The organism is Pseudomonas ulcerans (assembly GCF_036324125.1).
In the GTDB taxonomy this organism is placed as follows: domain Bacteria; phylum Pseudomonadota; class Gammaproteobacteria; order Pseudomonadales; family Pseudomonadaceae; genus Aquipseudomonas; species Aquipseudomonas ulcerans.
Genome location: NZ_JAZDQN010000009.1, coordinates 79,472 through 94,869, shown reverse-complemented (window position 1 = coordinate 94,869; position 15,398 = coordinate 79,472). Strand labels below are relative to the sequence as shown.

Sequence of the window (15,398 nt, the reverse complement as noted above, 5' to 3'; positions counted from 1 at the left end):
CAGCAATAGCGCTTATATTCAAAAACATGTTTGTGTTCCCCCTGTTCCCCAACACTTCAATAAGGGGGAACGGCTACAGGCCGCGTATTTGCTGGCTGTTCCCCCGTTCCCCCTGTTCCCCACGTTTTTAGGTTCCTGTGAATTCGGGCAATGGCGTTGGGTGGTGATGACGGTCATAGGCCACCGCCTTCACTGTCCATGGCTTCGGGGTCGATCACATACAGCCGGGCAGACCCACCGGCAGGCAGGCGGTATTTCTTGGTCCTGCGGCTGTCCCGGTCGGTGTCGTGCTTGGCAAGAGCACCCGCGCTTTCCAGCGCCTTCACGACACGCGCCAGCCCGTGCCCGTGGGCGGCCTCGGTCAGTGCAGACTTGTTGAACAGGTACAGGCGCTTGGCGCCCACCACCTCCCAGTACCCGGCGCGGTTGAACACCTTGGTGTCCGGCGTCTGGTCTTCTACGTCCGAAAACCGGCTGCTGCCGTGCTTGTCGATGAAGTCGAGGATGCCGGCCAGGATCTGGCGATCTTCGGCATTGCCACCGCCCACCCGGCTCAGCCACTCGCCATACAGCAACTGGCAGTCGGCTAGGGCGGTGCCCGGCGTCCAGGGCAGCAGGTCGTAGGCAATGGCCATTTCGCCCGCCAGTGCGATCACCGCGAAGCGATCCGCCACCCGCCCGGCCTGGGCGTTGTCCTCGACGAACTGGGCGCGGATACCGGCGAAGTCCTCAAGCAGGCCGGGGCGGTCATCGCTGGCCAGCAGCTTCTCCACGAAGGCCGGCCCGATGTGTCCGTGGTTCGCTCCTACGGCCACCGTGAGCTGGCGGTGGAAGTCGGCGCCTTCCAGGCCGTGCAATTCATCGAAGGCGCGATGGGTGCGGGTGCCGGCGTTCACATCGACCATGCGCAACTCGGCACCAGCGTGGGCGGCGTTGCCACTGATGGCCGCGTGCTCGGACAGGGAACGCTCGCCACTGGACAGCGCCAGCAGGCGCCAGCTCAGCTTGCCGCGGGCCTCCCGGTCGCGGGTCATGGTGCCCTTGCCCTGGCCGTTTGCGAGCGAGTAGGCCATCTCCTGTACGCGCTTGGGATCGGCCCGCTTGATCTCGTCCAGGGGCAACATGGTGTCGTTGCGGCTGGACGCCTCGATCTCCAAGCCGCCCTTGGTCATGTCCCACGATGCGGCGAAGATGCCCGGGTCGCCCCACACAGACGAGCCGATCAACTGCGCCAGCGACTTGCCGCTGGAGCTGTCGCCCACCAGGTGAACACCGCCACCCAACACGCCCACCAGGCTCAGCAGCGGGCCAGCGAGGGCGCAGCCGATGGCCAGGGTGAGCACCGGGTTGCCCTCGCACTTGTCCGCTACCTGGTCCTTCCAGCCCTCCAGGGTTCCGCGCACGCTGAACAGGTTCTGCCCCTTGGCGCTGGCCTGATAGCGAACCTTGTCGCTGCCGATGGTGCGCCCAGGCAGCACAAAGGCGCCTGACTCATGCCAGCCGGGGCGGCAGGTGGTGGCGAACACTTCTGCAGGTCGCTGGTCCAGCAGGTACTCCATGAACTGGCCGCGCTTCTTCAGGGCGATGATGACGCCCATGCCGAACAGCGTCCGCCTGGCGTCCTCGCCACTCCCGCCGAACACCTCCATGGGAATGATCCAGTCCTTAGGGCCGCTGTCGGTGAGCAGGCGCAGAAACCGACCTTCGCTGCCGTCGTCACTGTTGGTGGTGCGGGCGACGACGGTTACCGGCGTGGCGATCCACTCATCAGTGATCGGGCGGTCGGCCTTGTCGTCGTCGCTGTCATCGTTGCCGGCGCTGCGCTTGAAGCCGTGCCAGTACACCCCGGGCTTGAGCCTCCGGCCCTTCTCATTCGTTACCCAATGCTCGTATACGCCCCAGCACGGGCGATCTGGCTCGACCTTGGGCGCTTCGGGGCGCAGGTTGATGACGTTGTTGTCAGGCGGACGCATGGCGGCACCTCCAGGCGGCGAGGTCGTTGAAGTCGGAAAGGGTCAGCGGCGCATCGGCGGGCCACTCGGGAAAGGTCACCAGGCCACCACATGCGGCTGCGGCGTCATGAGCGGCTGTGCGCCCCGGGTTGCCCTTGCCTTCGGCCTCGGTTTCGCGGTCGTCGTCGCCGGCGATGATGATTTCGGTGCCGGAGTGGTCGGCCCGTAGCGCCAGCGCCACCGGTTTCAGGTTCCCGGCATTCATCGCGCAGGCGACCGTATAGCCGCTCTCGTGAAGCGTGGCGCCCGTGGCCCAGCCTTCGCAGATACACAACGGCCTGCCTGGCGTGATGCGTCCCAGGGGCGAATAGGCGCCCTTGATGCGCCCGCCATACAGAAAGCGCTTGCCGCCGTCCGGGGCGATCCGTTGCAGGTTCACCAACACGCCGCCGGCGTACAGCGGGATCAGTAGGTCGTCACCACGCTGGCGCAGGCCGTGGGCACGAATGCCCTTGGCGACTAGATACGGGTGGGCCGGATCAGCGCGGCGAGCATCACGCCACCAGCGTTGAGCTAGGGTTGCCGCCTTGAGCTGGCGCCGTTGCCGTTCGGCCTCCCGCTGGCGCCGGGCCTGCTCGATGCGCTGGCGCACCTGCTCGGCTTCGCGGGCGTCCACCGGCTCACGGCTACACCAGGTGTTGGTGCCGCCCGTCTTCCAGCTCCCGAACGCGCCTGAGGCGATGCCATCGGCAAACAGGCAGTACCAACCGTTGAGCGTGCCGGGCTTGTCGCCGGGTACGTGGAAGCGGTGGATATCGCCATCGTCCAAGGGCAGCCAGTCGAGCGGCCCGTAGGCCGACTGGAGCACGTCACGGAAAAGGATCGTCACGTCGGTCATGCGGCCCCCTGCGGTGGCGTGAAGCGCTTGGCCAGCCGGTCCAGTTGGTTGGTCAGGCGCTCCAGCTCAGGGCAGTGACGACCAGCGTCACCCTCGGCAATGCGCAGCTCCAAGAAGCCCACCAGGGTTTCCACCAGCAGGGCATAGCTGGCGCTGTCGATGTAGGCGCCAGCAGTCGGTGGACCACCGGCACCCTTGCGGCGAATCGGCGTGACCTTACTCATGGTTCACTCCCTCGGCGGCTACCAGCTCAGTCCAGCTATTGCCGTCGAACCGTTGCACGCGGGTGTCGGCCAAGGGCACGGTCCCAGCGATGGCAAACCAGTTGATCGGTGAGCCGCCACGCTTGCGACCCACGGCTTCCAGCTTGCGGCGGGTGGTGCTGGTGATGCCGGCGTACTTGCAGGCGTCAGCCCAGCTCATGAGACGTGAGTCGTCTGCCGGCAGGGAAAGCCTGGCGCACCCGTAGCTGGCCAACTGCTCAGCAAAGGTCAGCAGGCGCGGGCCACCCTCCGTTTGAACCATCTTGGTGGCGGTGCCTTCCCAGCGTTGCGCCAGGGAGAACCACAACAGCGGCACCTCATGCTCGGCCCCCGCGTTGCTTGGGCGAAGCTCACCAGACGCCAAGATCAGCGGCAAGTGGTGGTGCTCGGTCGTGTAGTGGTGAACCATGGTCACTGGCCACCCCCTTGGCGATCAGCGCCAGCAAACGCCCGGCAGACCTGGCCATTGTTCACCGCGTGCCAGTAGGTCAGCTCGTCCAACGACTCGACGAGGCAGGCCGTCACCGCAGCCTCAGCACTACGCATAACTACGCGCCCGCACTCAGCGTCGGCTTGGCTCAAGAACGGCCCCAGCAAGGCCCGCTCGGCCCTCGGATGGCTCACGTAAAACAGTTCGGTGGCTTTCTTCGGGCAAGCCGATCCCGTCAGCGCAGCGAGGCGCTGTTGAAAATTATTCATCACTAGTTCCTCAGCTCGGAGTCACAGACGCGGCGGTGGTATCGGCCTTCGTAGGTTCCTGTTGCTCAGCGAGCACGTCGTCCATAATTTCGGCCCAGGCCATAGCGGTGTGCTGCGCCATCACCGCGGTGACGCGGGCGACGATGATGGGCGTGGTCGGTGCGGCGATCAGCGCCAGGGCCATGCTCAGCAGCACCAGCACGCCTTGCACGTCGCGCAGATCGTCTTGGGTGTCCTTGGGCATGTGGATAGGGGAAGTCATACGGCAGCCCCCTGATCCATGTCAGTGCGCTTGCCTACAACGCCATGCGAGGCACCGAGGTGGCGGTGCTTCCACATGAAGTTCCCGGTGAAGATGATGACCTGCTCCAGATGCCGAGCGATATCGCACATCGGCCCCTCCTCATGGCTTGAACACATGGGGTAGAGCAGCGCGTAGAGCTTGTGGAATTCATCCCTGGCGAAATTCATCGAGCACATATCGCGGGCATCCAGCACGGCCTCAGACAGCACCTCGCCTTCAAGGGTCGCAACGCTTGGCAAGCGATTCATTGGGCACCTCCGGCACAAGCAGCGGCCCGGAAATGCTCTACCAGAGCGGCGCCCGGGTACGGCTGGTGCCGGCACTCCTCCAGGGCGGCATAGACTTCCTCCGGCACACGCATGGCGTCGTCCAGGCCGGCCAAAGAGCCTCGGCAACGACCCAGGATGCTCACCGCTGCCCGCGGAAAATCCGCACGAACCAAGGTGGCGATATCGCCTGCGAGACTTACTCCAACCACAGGGGGCAGACGGAACACTTGATGCCCAGGAATCGTGACCACTACCTGAGATTCGATGAAGCCCTGTACCGCTTCTACGTTGCATTGACCCAAAGTCATTGAACACCCCCATTGGCATCCAGACTTTCTTCGAGACGCTTGCAAATGTCATTGACTGTGGCCGCTCGGTCTATAGCCAAGTAGTTGCCGATGTCGGCCAAATGCTTGATGCGTTCGGCCGAGTTAGGCCGCGCCTCCTCGGCCTCTCGACTAATCACCCACATAAGGGTCTTGAGCCATTCGAAATGGCTGTTATCGGCCTGAAGGTCCCACAGAGCGCCATGAGCAAGAGCACCTAGTGCTTTGGCTTTGCCATTCATTGGGCACCGCCTTGCGCTTCCATGGCGCGGGCGATCTCGGCGTGATGGTTGTAGCGGGCGAGACGGACAGAAAGGGAAGAGTTTGCGCGAAGTGCGGCTAGGGCCAGGCGCCGGTGGGCGTATGCGCGAATTTTGGACGGAGTGAGGGCGTGCATGGGTCGAGCTCCTTTTGCTGATGAGGAGCTGCCACGATCCTTCCTACGGGATTGGGTGGCAGCCGTGCGCGGGGTAGGAATACCGGGGCAAAAGGAACCCGGCCAGGCCGAAGCCTGCCCGCACACAGCCGCCATAACACGAAACTGCAGACGAAAAAAAACGCCGGCAGTGGTGATCTGGGCGCTGTTGCGCCTTTTGCTCATCGGGTTCCTACGCCCGACCACGGGATTTACCGTGGATTTGGGCGAACCATACCGAGCAACACGATTGCCTGCAACCAGAAATATCGACCGTTCATCGCCAGTCTTGAGCGCCAGCGTCATTGTCCACCCCCTTCCAGATCGAGCGGGAGTTTCAGTTGCTCCCGCAGATGGGTGACGTGCTGATATATGCCGGGCTTGTCATAGCGCCAGTGAGCTAGCCGCTTACCGCTCTGGCTGGCCTCCTGCTTGCGAGCTAGCAGCGACTGGCAGGCCATGCCGTAACGGGCCTCACGGAATGCCTTGATCAGGTTGATCTTGAGCGCCCGGACCTTTGGGGTGTTACGGCTGTAGGTCAGCAGCAGATAGCACTGGTCTTCATTGAGCAGAGCGTACTTCTCAGGCTGCCCCCGACCTACGATTTCTCCGGTTTCAAACCGGAGTATTCCCAGCTCTAGGAAGTCAGCCTCGTAACGCTTTACCAGGTCATAGGTGTTTTCGTGCTGGTTGCCCAATTGAGCGGCCAGTACACGGGTGTCGGCGCAGGGCTCACCCTGAGACTGGACCAGGACAATGTCGAATTTCCCGCTGCTGGGCTCTGCCGGTGGAATGGTCGTCTTTTTCATGCGGCCACCCGCTGGCGCTGCTTCAAGGGAGAGCACAACATCTCCAGCACGGCGCTGGCGCGGCGGCGTTCGCCAGCAGGAAGGGTGTACCGGGTCACGGTGCAAGGCTCGCCCCAGTGGTTCGGCACGCGCTCGAGCTGGCGCTGGAATTTCAAACCGTAGCCGTTGGCCAGGCTGCTGATGGTGGAGTGCAAGCAGTGGTCGCCCAGGCGCTCTGCCTCGAAGCGTTGCAAGCTGCCATCATTGAGCATGTACGCCAGCACTCGGGCGATCTTGCTCGGCGGCTTGCTGGTGGTAATATCGCCTTGCGACTGGCTGCGTTTCTCTTCGGGGATCGTGGCCTTTTTCATTTACGCCACCTCGCGCAAAGCGATGCGCTGGCGCACCCAGGCCTGAATCTCAGCCAGAACGAACCCCACGGGCGAGCCACGCGACTTGCTGTTGCTCAGCGATACGGGCCTGGGAAAAGTCGGGTCATCCTTGAGGCGCTTGTAGACGGTGGCGCGAGCCAGACCAGTGATGGCCTCGACCTCGGGGAAGCGGATGATGGTCATCGAGGCGTCAAACTGCTGGATAGACGCAGTGGAATGCGTCACGTGAGCCGATGTGTTTTGCATGTCCTGTGTCCCGTGATGGTTGTATATAACGGGATATAGGTTCGCAATCGATCGGCTCGCTGAGCACGACGAAACGCTATTTTTTCAAGCGCTGTTCTGCCCCCTGAAGGTAAGACTTTTGTTTGCCTTTAGTGTCGTCAGAACATACTCGAAACCGAGGCCTCTTTTGTCGGCAATGCGTTTGGCCGCCTCCTCTCGATAGGCGTCCATTTCGCTTTTCGCCAAGCGCTCGATGGTGCGCATTTCCAGTGGGCGGCTCACGAAAGAAAGGCCCATCAGATGGAAGACTGCTTTTTTGTGAAACGACTGAAATACCCGTTGATTGACTCGGAGCAGGTCAATCGCGAATAGCCGTGCGGGCAAATCAATATCGTTTCTGCGGGTCGGTGTTGGGATGCCCTCGTCATGCGCATCAAGGTCACGAAGGGCTGCTTTGGTTCGGATGCTGTAGCCCAGGTTACGTCGCAGATCATCTGGCAGCCATTCCGCGCTGAGGATCTCTTCGACCTCAAGAACTAAGTCTTTCAAACGGCGGATAGCACTGGGCCCCTCTATTACAGCTCGATGCCCGATCCCGCTGACGTACCGATACGATGCTTCCGCAACCAGGGACATGTAATTGAGATAGTGACAGGGAATGCGGGCAATCCTATGTGCAACGAGCCCTTGGTGAGGCGAAGCACCTACTCGAAAGCCAGTCACCCAGCGCTCCAGCTCCCTCTGAATTTTTGGCTCCCAGTGGCCACCATCTACTTTGTGGTAGGAGAGCGATTTGATTGCCATGGCAAATGCGGGCTCAGATTCGAACCACTCTATCGTGCGTGAGCACTGAGCGGTCAAAACGCTAGAGTACGTGTCGTCTAGCAGCTTGGCGCACACTGAGGCCGTCTGGCTGAGATCACAGTCCCGCGCCGCTGGTACCTTGTCCAACTCGAACACTATTGCATCGGCAGCTTGCTTCACGAATGCATCAGCCACCTTCGATAATTCGTAAAAGCTATCCGCCGTAGGGGTCTCAGCCATATGCCCTCCGATAAATCTCTGCAGGGCAACCGGCTCGCAGCGTCCCGCGCCCCATAAAGCTAAGTTAGAAAACAACCTCATGCGCACCAACACTGGTTATTCAACCAGTAATGGCATTGAGTCTATATCTGTCTATTTGGACAATGGAAGGCCCGTATCAGGCCCTCTTGATCGACACGACATTGCCTTTGACCAAGGTATCTTGATGGTCGGCGTACCATTGCATCATGGTCGTGCGCTGGGCCAGGTACTGGGCCTTGTTGTAGATACCGGCCACGCCTTCCTTGACGTGCGATAGCTGCGCCTCGATGTGGTTTTCGTCAAAGCCGTGCTCATTGAGAACCGTCGAGGCGATGTGTCGGAATCCGTGGCCAGTCTGGCGGCCCTCATAACCCAGGCGGCGTAGGGCCATCAGGAACACGGTGTTGCTGCGGGGCTTGGTCGTATCGCTGCGGCCAGGGAACAGCAGGGGGTAGGCCCCGGTGAGTTTGCGCAGGTCGATCAGCAATTCCACCGCCTGGCGGGGCAGGGGTACCAGATGTTCACGGCGGCGCTTCATCCGTTCGGCAGGGATCGTCCACAGTGCTTTATCTAGATCGAACTCATCCCACCGGGCCTCTCGTATCTCAGATGGCCGGCAGGCGAGCATGGAGAGCAGGTGTAGGCCGATCCGAACGTCTATGGCGCTGGGATAGGCACGAATGGCCCGTAGCAGTGGTGGTAGCTCATCCACCGAGACATGGGCGTAGTTCTCAGACGGCTTGGTCTGGAGAAACTTGTGAAGTCCTTCCAGCGGGTTATGGGTGGCGCGACCCGTGACGCGGGCCAAGTCGTAAATCTCCTGGCAGCGAGCGCGTATTCGGCTGGTCTGCTCGATGATGCCCTTTTGCTCCATGCCGCGTAGGAAGTCCATCCACTCCATCGGCAGTATCTCGGTATATACACGCTTGCCGAACACAGGGAAGACGTGAAGCTCCAGTGAGCCGATGGTTCGGGTGGCTGTTCCATCCGTCCAGCTTTTGCGCTTGGTGGCGTACCACTCCCGTGCCAGGTGCTCGAACGTATTGTTCGCGGCCTCCAGTTCGGCGGCCTTCCTGGCTCGCTTGGTGGCTAGTGGGTTTCCGCCCTTGGCGGCGTCGTCTCTCAGGATGGCCGCTTTCTGTCTTGCCTGTGATCCGGTTAGTTGGTGATCGCCCGTGCCATAGCCGCCCAGGCCAAGCCACGACCATTTGCCGTCCGGTTTCTTGTAGCGCAGTTGCCACGACTTGCTGCCGTCCGGGCGCACGCGAAGATACAAGGCGTTGCCATCCAGCTCGCGGTATTCCTTCGCTTCTGGCTCAAGGGTGGCTATCACGGTGTCGGCCAATGGACGGCGCTTGATCTCGGTGCGCTTCATTTCCTTGTATCCCCCAGTTTCAATTATTTCTCAGGGTACACGAGGGGATACACGGCGGGAAGGTATAGGGGGAGATAAGGGGATACAGCCAGAAACAAGAAAGCCCGCACAGGGCGGGCTTCTTGAGGTGTTTCGTAGACTGCTTGAGGCAGGTCGAAACAGGTGTTTGGTGGCTACACAGGGACTTGAACCCCGGACCCCAGCATTATGAATGCTATGCTCTAACCAACTGAGCTATGTAGCCAAGTGGCGCGCATTATTCGCTCGAAACGGATTGCTGTCAACATTCTTTTTCAAAAAATTTTACGCGCTTTCAACCGCTTAGCCGAAACAGGCCTCAGAAGTCGTATTTGAACCCCGGCATGCTGAAGTACTCACCCGAAAAGCGCGCACAGGGTGGAAAAGCCGCGGCCATCCGCCTGCAGGTCGCCCATCAGCGCTCCCGGCAAATGCATCATGGCAGATACGCCACCCCGCGCCGGATTTGCCCGCAAGGGTCCCGATCCAGTAACGTGGCGCTTTGCCCCTGTGGTTGTTCGCCGAAGTCGCCTTCCATGCCCAACGCCTCCGACCCCGAGCCGCTCCCCGAAGGACTGGAAGTTCTTCGCCTGCGGGAAATCATCGCGCACAACTCCGACTGGCTCTGGGAAGTCGATAGCCAGGGCCGCTACACCTTCTGCTCCGAGCACAGCCGGCAGATGCTCGGCTATCCGCCGAGCGAGGTGCTGGGCAAGACCCCCTTCGATTTCATGCCGGCGGAAGAGGCGGCGCGGGTCGGCGCGATCTTCGCCGGCATCGTCGCCGAGCAGCGGCCGTTCGCCGGGCTGATCAACCGCAACGTGCGCTCCGATGGGCGCCTGGTGGTCCTCGAAACCAGTGGCGTGCCGCTGTTCGACGCCGCTGGTGCGCTCACTGGCTATCGCGGCATCGACCGCGACGTGACCCCGGCCATCGGTCCGCTGGACCGCCGCGAAGTGCAGCTCGAAGCGCTGTACGCCGCGGCCTCGGTGGCGCTGGGCCTGGTGGACCGCCAGGGCGTGCTGGTCAACGTCAACCATGCCGTTGGCCAGTTGCTCGGGGGCGATGCCACGCAACTGGTGGGGCAGTCGCTGACGGCACTGTTGCCGGAGGCGCAACTCGACCTGCACCACTGCCTCGGCGAACTGGAACAGGGCCGCACCCTGGCCGACCGCGAACTGGATTGGCGCGAGCGCAGCTACCTGTTGCAGATCGGCGCGGTGCGCGACCTGGACAACCAGGTCCTGGGCATGACCCTGGCCTTCAGCGACATCACCGAGCAATGCCTGATGCGCCAGGCCCTCGCCGAGAGCAATGCGCAACTGGCCGAGGCCAACGCACGCCTGCTGGCCCTGGCCAGCGAAGACTTTCTCACCGGCCTGCCCAACCGCCGGCGCTTCGACGAGGCGCTGCAGCAGGAAAAGGCCCGGGCCCGCCGCGAAGGCCGGCCGCTGTCGTTGCTGATGGTGGATGTGGACCACTTCAAGGTGTTCAACGACCACTATGGCCACCAGGCCGGCGACGAGTGCCTGCGGCGTATCGCCATGCTCCTGGGCCAGTCCCTGCAGCGTCCGGGGGACCAGGTCTGTCGCTATGGTGGCGAGGAGTTCGCGGTGATTCTCCCGGACACCGATGCCCACGGCGCCCGCAGTGTCGCCCGCTACCTCTGCCACCAGGTCTTCGACGCCCACCTGACCCATGCCGCCAGCCCGCTGGGGCGGGTGAGCCTGAGCATCGGCAGCGCCAGCCACGACCCCGACCAGCCGGACGACAGCGTCGCCCTCGGCGGCTTGCTGCGGGTGGCCGACCTTGCGCTGTACCGCGCCAAGCAGGACGGACGCAACCGCCTGGTGCAAGGCAGCGGCGCCGATGAGGCGCAGGGCGCGGTCCGCAGCGTGTAAGGTTCCCGGGCCGCTCAGCGGGCCTGCGGTGCAGGCCAGCGCAGCCAGGTCCAGTCCAGGCCAGCTCTTGTGTCTGGCGTCGAGGCGCTGGCCACGGGCAGCAGGGACACGATGAGAAACGCATCCACGCCCAGGCGCGGATGGGTTTCGGCATCCGGCAGCACGCGCAGCAGGTACACCCCGGTCCTGCCGCTGAAAGGATCGCTGAGATTGCCCTGCATCACCATGCTGCCGTTGGCTTCCAGGCGCAGGGACAGGCTGGTGACGCTGCGCGCCAGGTCGCTGGCGATGCGTTGCACGCCATAGAGGCCGAAACCATGGTCGAGCCAGCCACTCTTCAGGTGCCGCGCCAGGACGAACTCCCCGGTTTCCCTGTCGATGCTGGCGGTCAGGATCCTGTCGTTTTCCAGTAGCGTCGACTGTTCCAGGTGCATGCCCGCAGACAAGGGCAGATAGTCCGTGGTCGCGAATTCGGGATCGAGCGGGGCGGGGGCTTGATTGTTGTTTTCGGTCGCCATGCCGGGCCTCCAGGAGGGAGAGAACAAGGGAATACGGAGCCTTGTTTTTAAGCCCGGCACGCGCAGTCGTCTACTGACAAAAATATCAGGTGGCCAGTATCCGGGGGCTGCTCAGCCGAGGTAGCGGGCCAGGATGTAAGGTGTCTCGACGGTGCTCCGGGCGCTGAATCCGGAGGCCAGGATCCTGCCGTCAGGCTGGACCTCGACCTGTTCGCAGAAGTCGTCGCCGCCGAAATCGGTCATGACCTGGCCATTGACGCCGAAGCTCATGTCCATCTGGGCCGAGGGCAACATGCGCATCAGCAGGAAGTCGTCACGCTCCGCCGGGTCCATCGCGTGGCCCACCGTGACGATCCTGCCGTCCGCCTGCAACGCGACATCGTAGTGCTGCGACTCGTGGCCCTGGACCACCATGATCTTCGGCTCGCCATTGTTGAATGAAGGGTCCAGGCTGCCATCGGTGGTGAGGCGCAAGGTCAGGGTATGGACACCGAATCCGACATTCGCAGCGCCCACCGCGACGATCTTGCCATCCGGTTGCAGCGCCAGCTTGAAGAGGGCAACTTCGCCCTGCTGGATGACCACCGTCGCCACGCCGTTCTCGCCGAAGCGGGGATCGGGACTGCCGTCGGCGAGAAACTGCCAGAACACCAGGCGTGAGTAGTTCAGCGGTACGCCACCGAGGAGCACACCGCCTCCGGGCAGTGCCAGCATGTCGTACATGGAGTCGTCACCGACGTAGCGCATGCCCGTGCCATCGCCGAAGGCCGGGTCGAGCTGGCCGTTGTCCAGTTGCATCAGGTACACACGGTGGTCCTGTGGGCCTTGGCTGGCCACGTTGAGCATGAGCTTGCCGTTGTCCAGCATCACCAGCGTGCGGATCACGGTGGAGGGTTGTTCGTCCAGTTCGATCCGGCAGAAACCCGAGGCACCGAAGCTCGTGTCCAGCGCGCCGTCTGCGCCGACCCGGAATACGAACGAGTGATTCTGCAGATGGCTGCCCACGTTGCAATGGATGATCGCGCCGCCGTCTGCCTGGGGCAGGAGGTCCACGGGGCCGATGGGCAAGGTGTTTTCCGGCAGGACGACCGTGACGACGCCTTGGGTGCCGTAGGCGGTGTCGAGCATGCCGTCGTGCAGATGACGTAGCAGCAGGATCACGCTGCCGTCGGTTTCGGCGCCGACGGTCAGGATGTTGCCGTCCGGCAGCAGCTTCGAGCGACCGCGAGCAAGGTCGATGGGGAACTGCGCCTGGCCGGCCTGGCCGAAGTCGGGATCGAGGGTGCTAGGGGTTTTGCTGGAAGAGGATGTGGTCATGTTGGCTGACTCCATGGCGAGGGAACGGGGCTGGATCATCGGACTGCCGTCGCGGGCAGTGACGTTGGGAGACCGTCCCGACGCAGGGGCGCGGAGGCTGCGAACGGTCAGCCCAGTTTCTACCCGCGCCCCTCGAAGCCATCTACTGACAGAAATATCAGGTGCCCCTGCCAATTGACGGACGCGTCAGCCATGGCCTAGAGTGCCGCCCCTCTCTTCGATCCTTGCTGTAGCCGAACATGAACGCCGTTGTCCGTCCTTTCACTGCCAGCCTGCCCGTCTTCCGGGCGGTTCGTCGTGCCTGGCCGCAGGACACCGTGCTCAAGCGCCGGCGCAGCGTGCTGTTCGCCTTCACCTTCTCGCCACACCCGCTCGCTCGCTGATCCTCGCGGGCCCTTGCGCTCGCCCGTCTTCTTTCGTCATCGAGCATGAACCGGCTCGCGCGCGGCTTTCGCCCCGGCGCGTGCGGTTGTGGAGTGAGTTGTGAACAATCGTTTTCTTTTCGGCCTGTTGTTCGTCGTGTCCATCATCGGTTTCAGCCTGGGCGCGACCCTGCCGCTGGTGTCCTTGCGCCTGCTGGACGCCGGGGCGAGCAGCCTGCGCATCGGCATCCTCTCGGCCATGCCGGCGGCGGGGATGATGCTTTCGGCGTTCCTCGTCGATGCCTGTTGCCGACACCTGACGCGGCGGGTCATCTACCTGCTCAGCTTCAGCCTCTGCGCCCTCAGCGTCGGCCTGATCGAGTGGGCGTTCTCCTCGATCTACCTGCTGGCCAGCCTGCGCCTGGCGCTGGGGATCGGCATGGGCGTGGCGATCATCCTCGGCGAGTCGTGGGTCAACGAACTGAGCGAGGAACACAATCGCGGCAAGGTCATGGCGCTGTACGCCACGGCCTTCACCGGCTGCCAGATGCTTGGCCCGGCCATGCTGTCGCTGCTCGGCGCGCAGGGGCCGTGGCTGATCGTGATGGTTTCGATGGGCTACGCGCTGGCGCTGGCCTGCATCCTCTGGACCGTGCCCAACGATCATGTCGAACATGGCGAGGACGGCGAGAAGAGCTTCTCTCTGGCAGGCTTCTTCCGCGTTGCCCCGGCGTTGTGCATGGGCGTGCTGTTCTTCTCCTTCTTCGATGCGGTGGTGCTCTCGCTGTTGCCGGTGTACGCCACCCACCACGCCTATGCGGTGGGTGTGGCGGCGCTGATGGTGACGGTGATCCTCACCGGCGACATGCTTTTCCAGTTGCCCATCGGCTGGCTCGCCGACCGCTGCGAGCGCACCACCCTGCACCTGGTCTGCGGCGTGGTGGCGATGCTGATCGGCCTGGCCCTGCCATGGCTGATCACGGTGCAATGGCTGCTGTGGCCGGCGCTGGTGCTGCTCGGTGCCGTGGCGGGCGGGGTCTATACCCTGGCGCTGGTGCTGATCGGCCAGCAGTTCAAGGGCCAGGATCTGGTCACGGCGAACGCCAGTGTCGGCTTGCTGTGGGGCGTGGGTAGCCTGATCGGGCCACTGGTCAGCGGTGCGGCCATGGACGTCGCGCCCCACGGGCTGCCGATGGCGCTGGCGGTGATGGCGGCGATGTTCGTCTGCTTCGCGCAGTCGGCGAGCCGGCGGGCGTACCGGGTGTCGGCGGTGGAGTGAGGCTCTGGCCCTGCGGCGTTATTCGTCGGATTTCCCTGCGACATCGATTGACGCGCAGGTCGCGCCCCAGGTGTTTCCGGACACGCCCTCCACGCCGTCGATCCGGGTCAAGGTGACGACCACCGGATGGGTGAATTTCGCTTTTATCTTGGCCTCGGCTTCTTCCGCGCTGGCGGCTTGCACGGATCCTGATTCGAAGGTGCTGCTGCCGGCGACGGGTACGGTGGTGAACAAGAACTCTGCCATTTTCGAACGCCTGCCCCTGCTTGCCTGGATGGGCTGGCCTGCAAGGCCAGGTCACCAGTCTGAGCGCATCGCAGCGGCTGTCTACTGACAGAAATATCAGGTCGCCTGGCGCTGGATGCCCGCCAGCAAAACCGCCAGCGCGGCCTGCGCCTGTGCCAGCCGCGCCGTCCCGTCATCCTCTTGTGCAATCCAGAATGCGGCTTCCGCCAGGCTGCCGTAGATCAGCCTGGCGAGGGCTTCGGCCTGTTCGATCCCCATCTGCTCGATCAGTCCGCGCAGCGACGCGATGCAATGCTGCTCGCCCTCTGCCGTTGCCCCGCCCAGCACGGCGCGCGCATCACGCAGCACGATGCGCTGGATCTCCGGTTCCAGGGCCATGCGCAGGTAGGCGTTGCAGCGCTCGTTCAGTGCCTGCCATGGGCTTGTCGCCTTGGCGGAAATCGCCTCCAGGCGCTCATCCATCTCGCCATCGATCTGCGCCACCACCGCCGCCAGCAGGCCTTTCTTGTCGCCGAAATGGTGATACAGCGCCCCTCGGGTGAGGCCGGCCTGGGCGGTGAGTTCATCCATCGAGGCTTCGGCGTAGCCGGTTTCGGCGAAGGCCTTGCGGGCGGTGGCCAGCAGGCTGGCGCGGGTTTCTTCCATTGCGGCGCGGGTACGGCGGGCCATCGGGTGCTCCTTTCGGTTAACGAGATGAGGCTTTACATACGCACCGTATGTAAATAGGCTTTTAAACATACGAGGCGTATGTATCTTCCCCGCGTACTGCCATGAAGGCAAGCGGGC

21 protein-coding genes and 1 tRNA gene are annotated in these 15,398 nt (G+C 63.1%); 3 read left to right on the top strand and 19 right to left on the bottom strand.

The window, feature by feature from the left end; genetic code table 11:
• Positions 1-173: 173 nt before the first annotated feature.
• The 15 genes from V0R59_RS10985 to V0R59_RS10915 all read right to left on the bottom strand — a co-directional run bounded on the left by V0R59_RS10985 (position 174) and on the right by V0R59_RS10915 (position 9,215).
• Positions 174-1,973: a DUF927 domain-containing protein gene (locus V0R59_RS10985; RefSeq protein WP_330073872.1), complete on the bottom strand. Its 1,800-nt coding sequence runs from the start codon at positions 1,971-1,973 to the stop codon at positions 174-176.
• Positions 1,960-2,850 carry a toprim domain-containing protein gene (locus tag V0R59_RS10980; RefSeq protein WP_330073871.1) on the bottom strand — a complete coding sequence of 297 codons (891 nt, stop codon included), beginning with the start codon at positions 2,848-2,850 and terminating at the stop codon, positions 1,960-1,962. The genes V0R59_RS10985 and V0R59_RS10980 overlap by 14 nt, the downstream gene beginning before the upstream one ends.
• Positions 2,847-3,074 carry a hypothetical protein gene (locus V0R59_RS10975; protein WP_330073870.1) on the bottom strand — a complete coding sequence of 76 codons (228 nt, stop codon included), beginning with the start codon at positions 3,072-3,074 and terminating at the stop codon, positions 2,847-2,849. The genes V0R59_RS10980 and V0R59_RS10975 overlap by 4 nt, the downstream gene beginning before the upstream one ends.
• Positions 3,067-3,528: a hypothetical protein gene (locus V0R59_RS10970; protein WP_330073869.1), complete on the bottom strand. Its 462-nt coding sequence runs from the start codon at positions 3,526-3,528 to the stop codon at positions 3,067-3,069. Before V0R59_RS10970 ends, V0R59_RS10975 begins: the two co-directional genes overlap by 8 nt.
• Positions 3,525-3,812 carry a hypothetical protein gene (locus V0R59_RS10965; RefSeq protein WP_330073868.1) on the bottom strand — a complete coding sequence of 96 codons (288 nt, stop codon included), beginning with the start codon at positions 3,810-3,812 and terminating at the stop codon, positions 3,525-3,527. Before V0R59_RS10965 ends, V0R59_RS10970 begins: the two co-directional genes overlap by 4 nt.
• Positions 3,813-3,822: 10 nt before the next feature.
• Entirely contained in the window at positions 3,823-4,074 is a 252-nt protein-coding gene (locus tag V0R59_RS10960; RefSeq protein WP_330073867.1) for a hypothetical protein, read from the bottom strand.
• A complete protein-coding gene (locus tag V0R59_RS10955; RefSeq protein ID WP_330073866.1) occupies positions 4,071-4,364 on the bottom strand; it encodes a hypothetical protein in 294 nt (97 codons plus the stop codon). The genes V0R59_RS10960 and V0R59_RS10955 overlap by 4 nt, the downstream gene beginning before the upstream one ends.
• Before the next feature lie 325 nt (positions 4,365-4,689).
• Positions 4,690-4,953, bottom strand: coding sequence for a hypothetical protein (locus tag V0R59_RS10950; protein ID WP_330073865.1), 264 nt, complete (start codon positions 4,951-4,953; stop codon positions 4,690-4,692).
• Positions 4,950-5,108, bottom strand: a complete 159-nt coding sequence (locus tag V0R59_RS10945) for a hypothetical protein (protein ID WP_330073864.1) — start codon at positions 5,106-5,108, stop codon at positions 4,950-4,952. Before V0R59_RS10945 ends, V0R59_RS10950 begins: the two co-directional genes overlap by 4 nt.
• A 320-nt stretch (positions 5,109-5,428) precedes the next feature.
• Positions 5,429-5,935, bottom strand: coding sequence for a Rha family transcriptional regulator (locus V0R59_RS10940; RefSeq protein ID WP_330073863.1), 507 nt, complete (start codon positions 5,933-5,935; stop codon positions 5,429-5,431).
• Positions 5,932-6,285 (bottom strand): hypothetical protein, encoded by a 354-nt coding sequence (locus V0R59_RS10935; RefSeq protein WP_330073862.1) that lies wholly within the window; start codon positions 6,283-6,285, stop codon positions 5,932-5,934. The genes V0R59_RS10940 and V0R59_RS10935 overlap by 4 nt, the downstream gene beginning before the upstream one ends.
• Positions 6,286-6,552 carry a helix-turn-helix transcriptional regulator gene (locus V0R59_RS10930; RefSeq protein WP_330073861.1) on the bottom strand — a complete coding sequence of 89 codons (267 nt, stop codon included), beginning with the start codon at positions 6,550-6,552 and terminating at the stop codon, positions 6,286-6,288.
• An 84-nt stretch (positions 6,553-6,636) separates the two neighbouring features.
• On the bottom strand, positions 6,637-7,575 hold the full coding sequence (locus V0R59_RS10925) for a hypothetical protein (RefSeq protein ID WP_330073860.1): 939 nt from the start codon (positions 7,573-7,575) through the stop codon (positions 6,637-6,639).
• A 157-nt stretch (positions 7,576-7,732) separates the two neighbouring features.
• Complete coding sequence (locus V0R59_RS10920) at positions 7,733-8,971, bottom strand: tyrosine-type recombinase/integrase (RefSeq protein WP_330073859.1); 1,239 nt, start codon at positions 8,969-8,971, stop codon at positions 7,733-7,735.
• Between the two features lie 167 nt (positions 8,972-9,138).
• Positions 9,139-9,215, bottom strand: a tRNA-Met gene (locus V0R59_RS10915).
• Between the two features lie 310 nt (positions 9,216-9,525).
• Between V0R59_RS10915 and V0R59_RS10910 the strand changes: the two genes are divergently transcribed.
• On the top strand, positions 9,526-10,890 hold the full coding sequence (locus V0R59_RS10910; RefSeq protein WP_330073858.1) for a sensor domain-containing diguanylate cyclase: 1,365 nt from the start codon (positions 9,526-9,528) through the stop codon (positions 10,888-10,890).
• 14 nt (positions 10,891-10,904) lie between these two features.
• Here V0R59_RS10910 and V0R59_RS10905 read toward each other — a convergent pair whose 3' ends face one another.
• Positions 10,905-11,408, bottom strand: a complete 504-nt coding sequence (locus tag V0R59_RS10905; RefSeq protein WP_330073857.1) for a hypothetical protein — start codon at positions 11,406-11,408, stop codon at positions 10,905-10,907.
• 111 nt (positions 11,409-11,519) lie between these two features.
• Entirely contained in the window at positions 11,520-12,725 is a 1,206-nt protein-coding gene (locus tag V0R59_RS10900) for an NHL repeat-containing protein (RefSeq protein WP_330073856.1), read from the bottom strand.
• A gap of 239 nt (positions 12,726-12,964) precedes the next feature.
• Here V0R59_RS10900 and V0R59_RS10895 point away from each other — a divergent pair, with 239 nt between their 5' ends.
• Together V0R59_RS10895 and V0R59_RS10890 are read left to right on the top strand one after the other, a co-directional pair.
• Positions 12,965-13,108, top strand: a complete 144-nt coding sequence (locus V0R59_RS10895) for a hypothetical protein (protein WP_330073855.1) — start codon at positions 12,965-12,967, stop codon at positions 13,106-13,108.
• 100 nt (positions 13,109-13,208) lie between these two features.
• On the top strand, positions 13,209-14,366 hold the full coding sequence (locus V0R59_RS10890) for an MFS transporter (RefSeq protein WP_330073854.1): 1,158 nt from the start codon (positions 13,209-13,211) through the stop codon (positions 14,364-14,366).
• A gap of 18 nt (positions 14,367-14,384) precedes the next feature.
• Here the strand turns inward: V0R59_RS10890 and V0R59_RS10885 are convergent, their stop codons facing one another.
• Positions 14,385-14,612: a hypothetical protein gene (locus V0R59_RS10885; RefSeq protein WP_330073853.1), complete on the bottom strand. Its 228-nt coding sequence runs from the start codon at positions 14,610-14,612 to the stop codon at positions 14,385-14,387.
• 96 nt (positions 14,613-14,708) lie between these two features.
• Positions 14,709-15,281, bottom strand: a complete 573-nt coding sequence (locus V0R59_RS10880) for a TetR/AcrR family transcriptional regulator (RefSeq protein WP_330073852.1) — start codon at positions 15,279-15,281, stop codon at positions 14,709-14,711.
• Positions 15,282-15,398: the final 117 nt, after the last annotated feature.

Excerpts from the sequence above, each read along its gene's own strand:
- V0R59_RS10945 (WP_330073864.1), bottom strand. The coding sequence starts at position 5,108 with ATGCACGCCCTCACTCCGTCCAAAATTCGCGCATACGCCCACCGGCGC.
- V0R59_RS10925 (WP_330073860.1), bottom strand. The coding sequence starts at position 7,575 with ATGGCTGAGACCCCTACGGCGGATAGCTTTTACGAATTATCGAAGGTG.
- V0R59_RS10955 (WP_330073866.1), bottom strand. The coding sequence starts at position 4,364 with ATGAATCGCTTGCCAAGCGTTGCGACCCTTGAAGGCGAGGTGCTGTCT.
- V0R59_RS10965 (WP_330073868.1), bottom strand. The coding sequence starts at position 3,812 with ATGAATAATTTTCAACAGCGCCTCGCTGCGCTGACGGGATCGGCTTGC.
- V0R59_RS10910 (WP_330073858.1), top strand. The coding sequence starts at position 9,526 with ATGCCCAACGCCTCCGACCCCGAGCCGCTCCCCGAAGGACTGGAAGTT.
- V0R59_RS10980 (WP_330073871.1), bottom strand. The coding sequence starts at position 2,850 with ATGACCGACGTGACGATCCTTTTCCGTGACGTGCTCCAGTCGGCCTAC.
- V0R59_RS10920 (WP_330073859.1), bottom strand. The coding sequence starts at position 8,971 with ATGAAGCGCACCGAGATCAAGCGCCGTCCATTGGCCGACACCGTGATA.
- V0R59_RS10950 (WP_330073865.1), bottom strand. The coding sequence starts at position 4,953 with ATGAATGGCAAAGCCAAAGCACTAGGTGCTCTTGCTCATGGCGCTCTG.
- V0R59_RS10900 (WP_330073856.1), bottom strand. The coding sequence starts at position 12,725 with ATGACCACATCCTCTTCCAGCAAAACCCCTAGCACCCTCGATCCCGAC.
- V0R59_RS10880 (WP_330073852.1), bottom strand. The coding sequence starts at position 15,281 with ATGGCCCGCCGTACCCGCGCCGCAATGGAAGAAACCCGCGCCAGCCTG.
- V0R59_RS10935 (WP_330073862.1), bottom strand. The coding sequence starts at position 6,285 with ATGAAAAAGGCCACGATCCCCGAAGAGAAACGCAGCCAGTCGCAAGGC.
- V0R59_RS10960 (WP_330073867.1), bottom strand. The coding sequence starts at position 4,074 with ATGACTTCCCCTATCCACATGCCCAAGGACACCCAAGACGATCTGCGC.
- V0R59_RS10885 (WP_330073853.1), bottom strand. The coding sequence starts at position 14,612 with ATGGCAGAGTTCTTGTTCACCACCGTACCCGTCGCCGGCAGCAGCACC.
- V0R59_RS10940 (WP_330073863.1), bottom strand. The coding sequence starts at position 5,935 with ATGAAAAAGACGACCATTCCACCGGCAGAGCCCAGCAGCGGGAAATTC.
- V0R59_RS10930 (WP_330073861.1), bottom strand. The coding sequence starts at position 6,552 with ATGCAAAACACATCGGCTCACGTGACGCATTCCACTGCGTCTATCCAG.
- V0R59_RS10895 (WP_330073855.1), top strand. The coding sequence starts at position 12,965 with ATGAACGCCGTTGTCCGTCCTTTCACTGCCAGCCTGCCCGTCTTCCGG.
- V0R59_RS10975 (WP_330073870.1), bottom strand. The coding sequence starts at position 3,074 with ATGAGTAAGGTCACGCCGATTCGCCGCAAGGGTGCCGGTGGTCCACCG.
- V0R59_RS10905 (WP_330073857.1), bottom strand. The coding sequence starts at position 11,408 with ATGGCGACCGAAAACAACAATCAAGCCCCCGCCCCGCTCGATCCCGAA.
- V0R59_RS10985 (WP_330073872.1), bottom strand. The coding sequence starts at position 1,973 with ATGCGTCCGCCTGACAACAACGTCATCAACCTGCGCCCCGAAGCGCCC.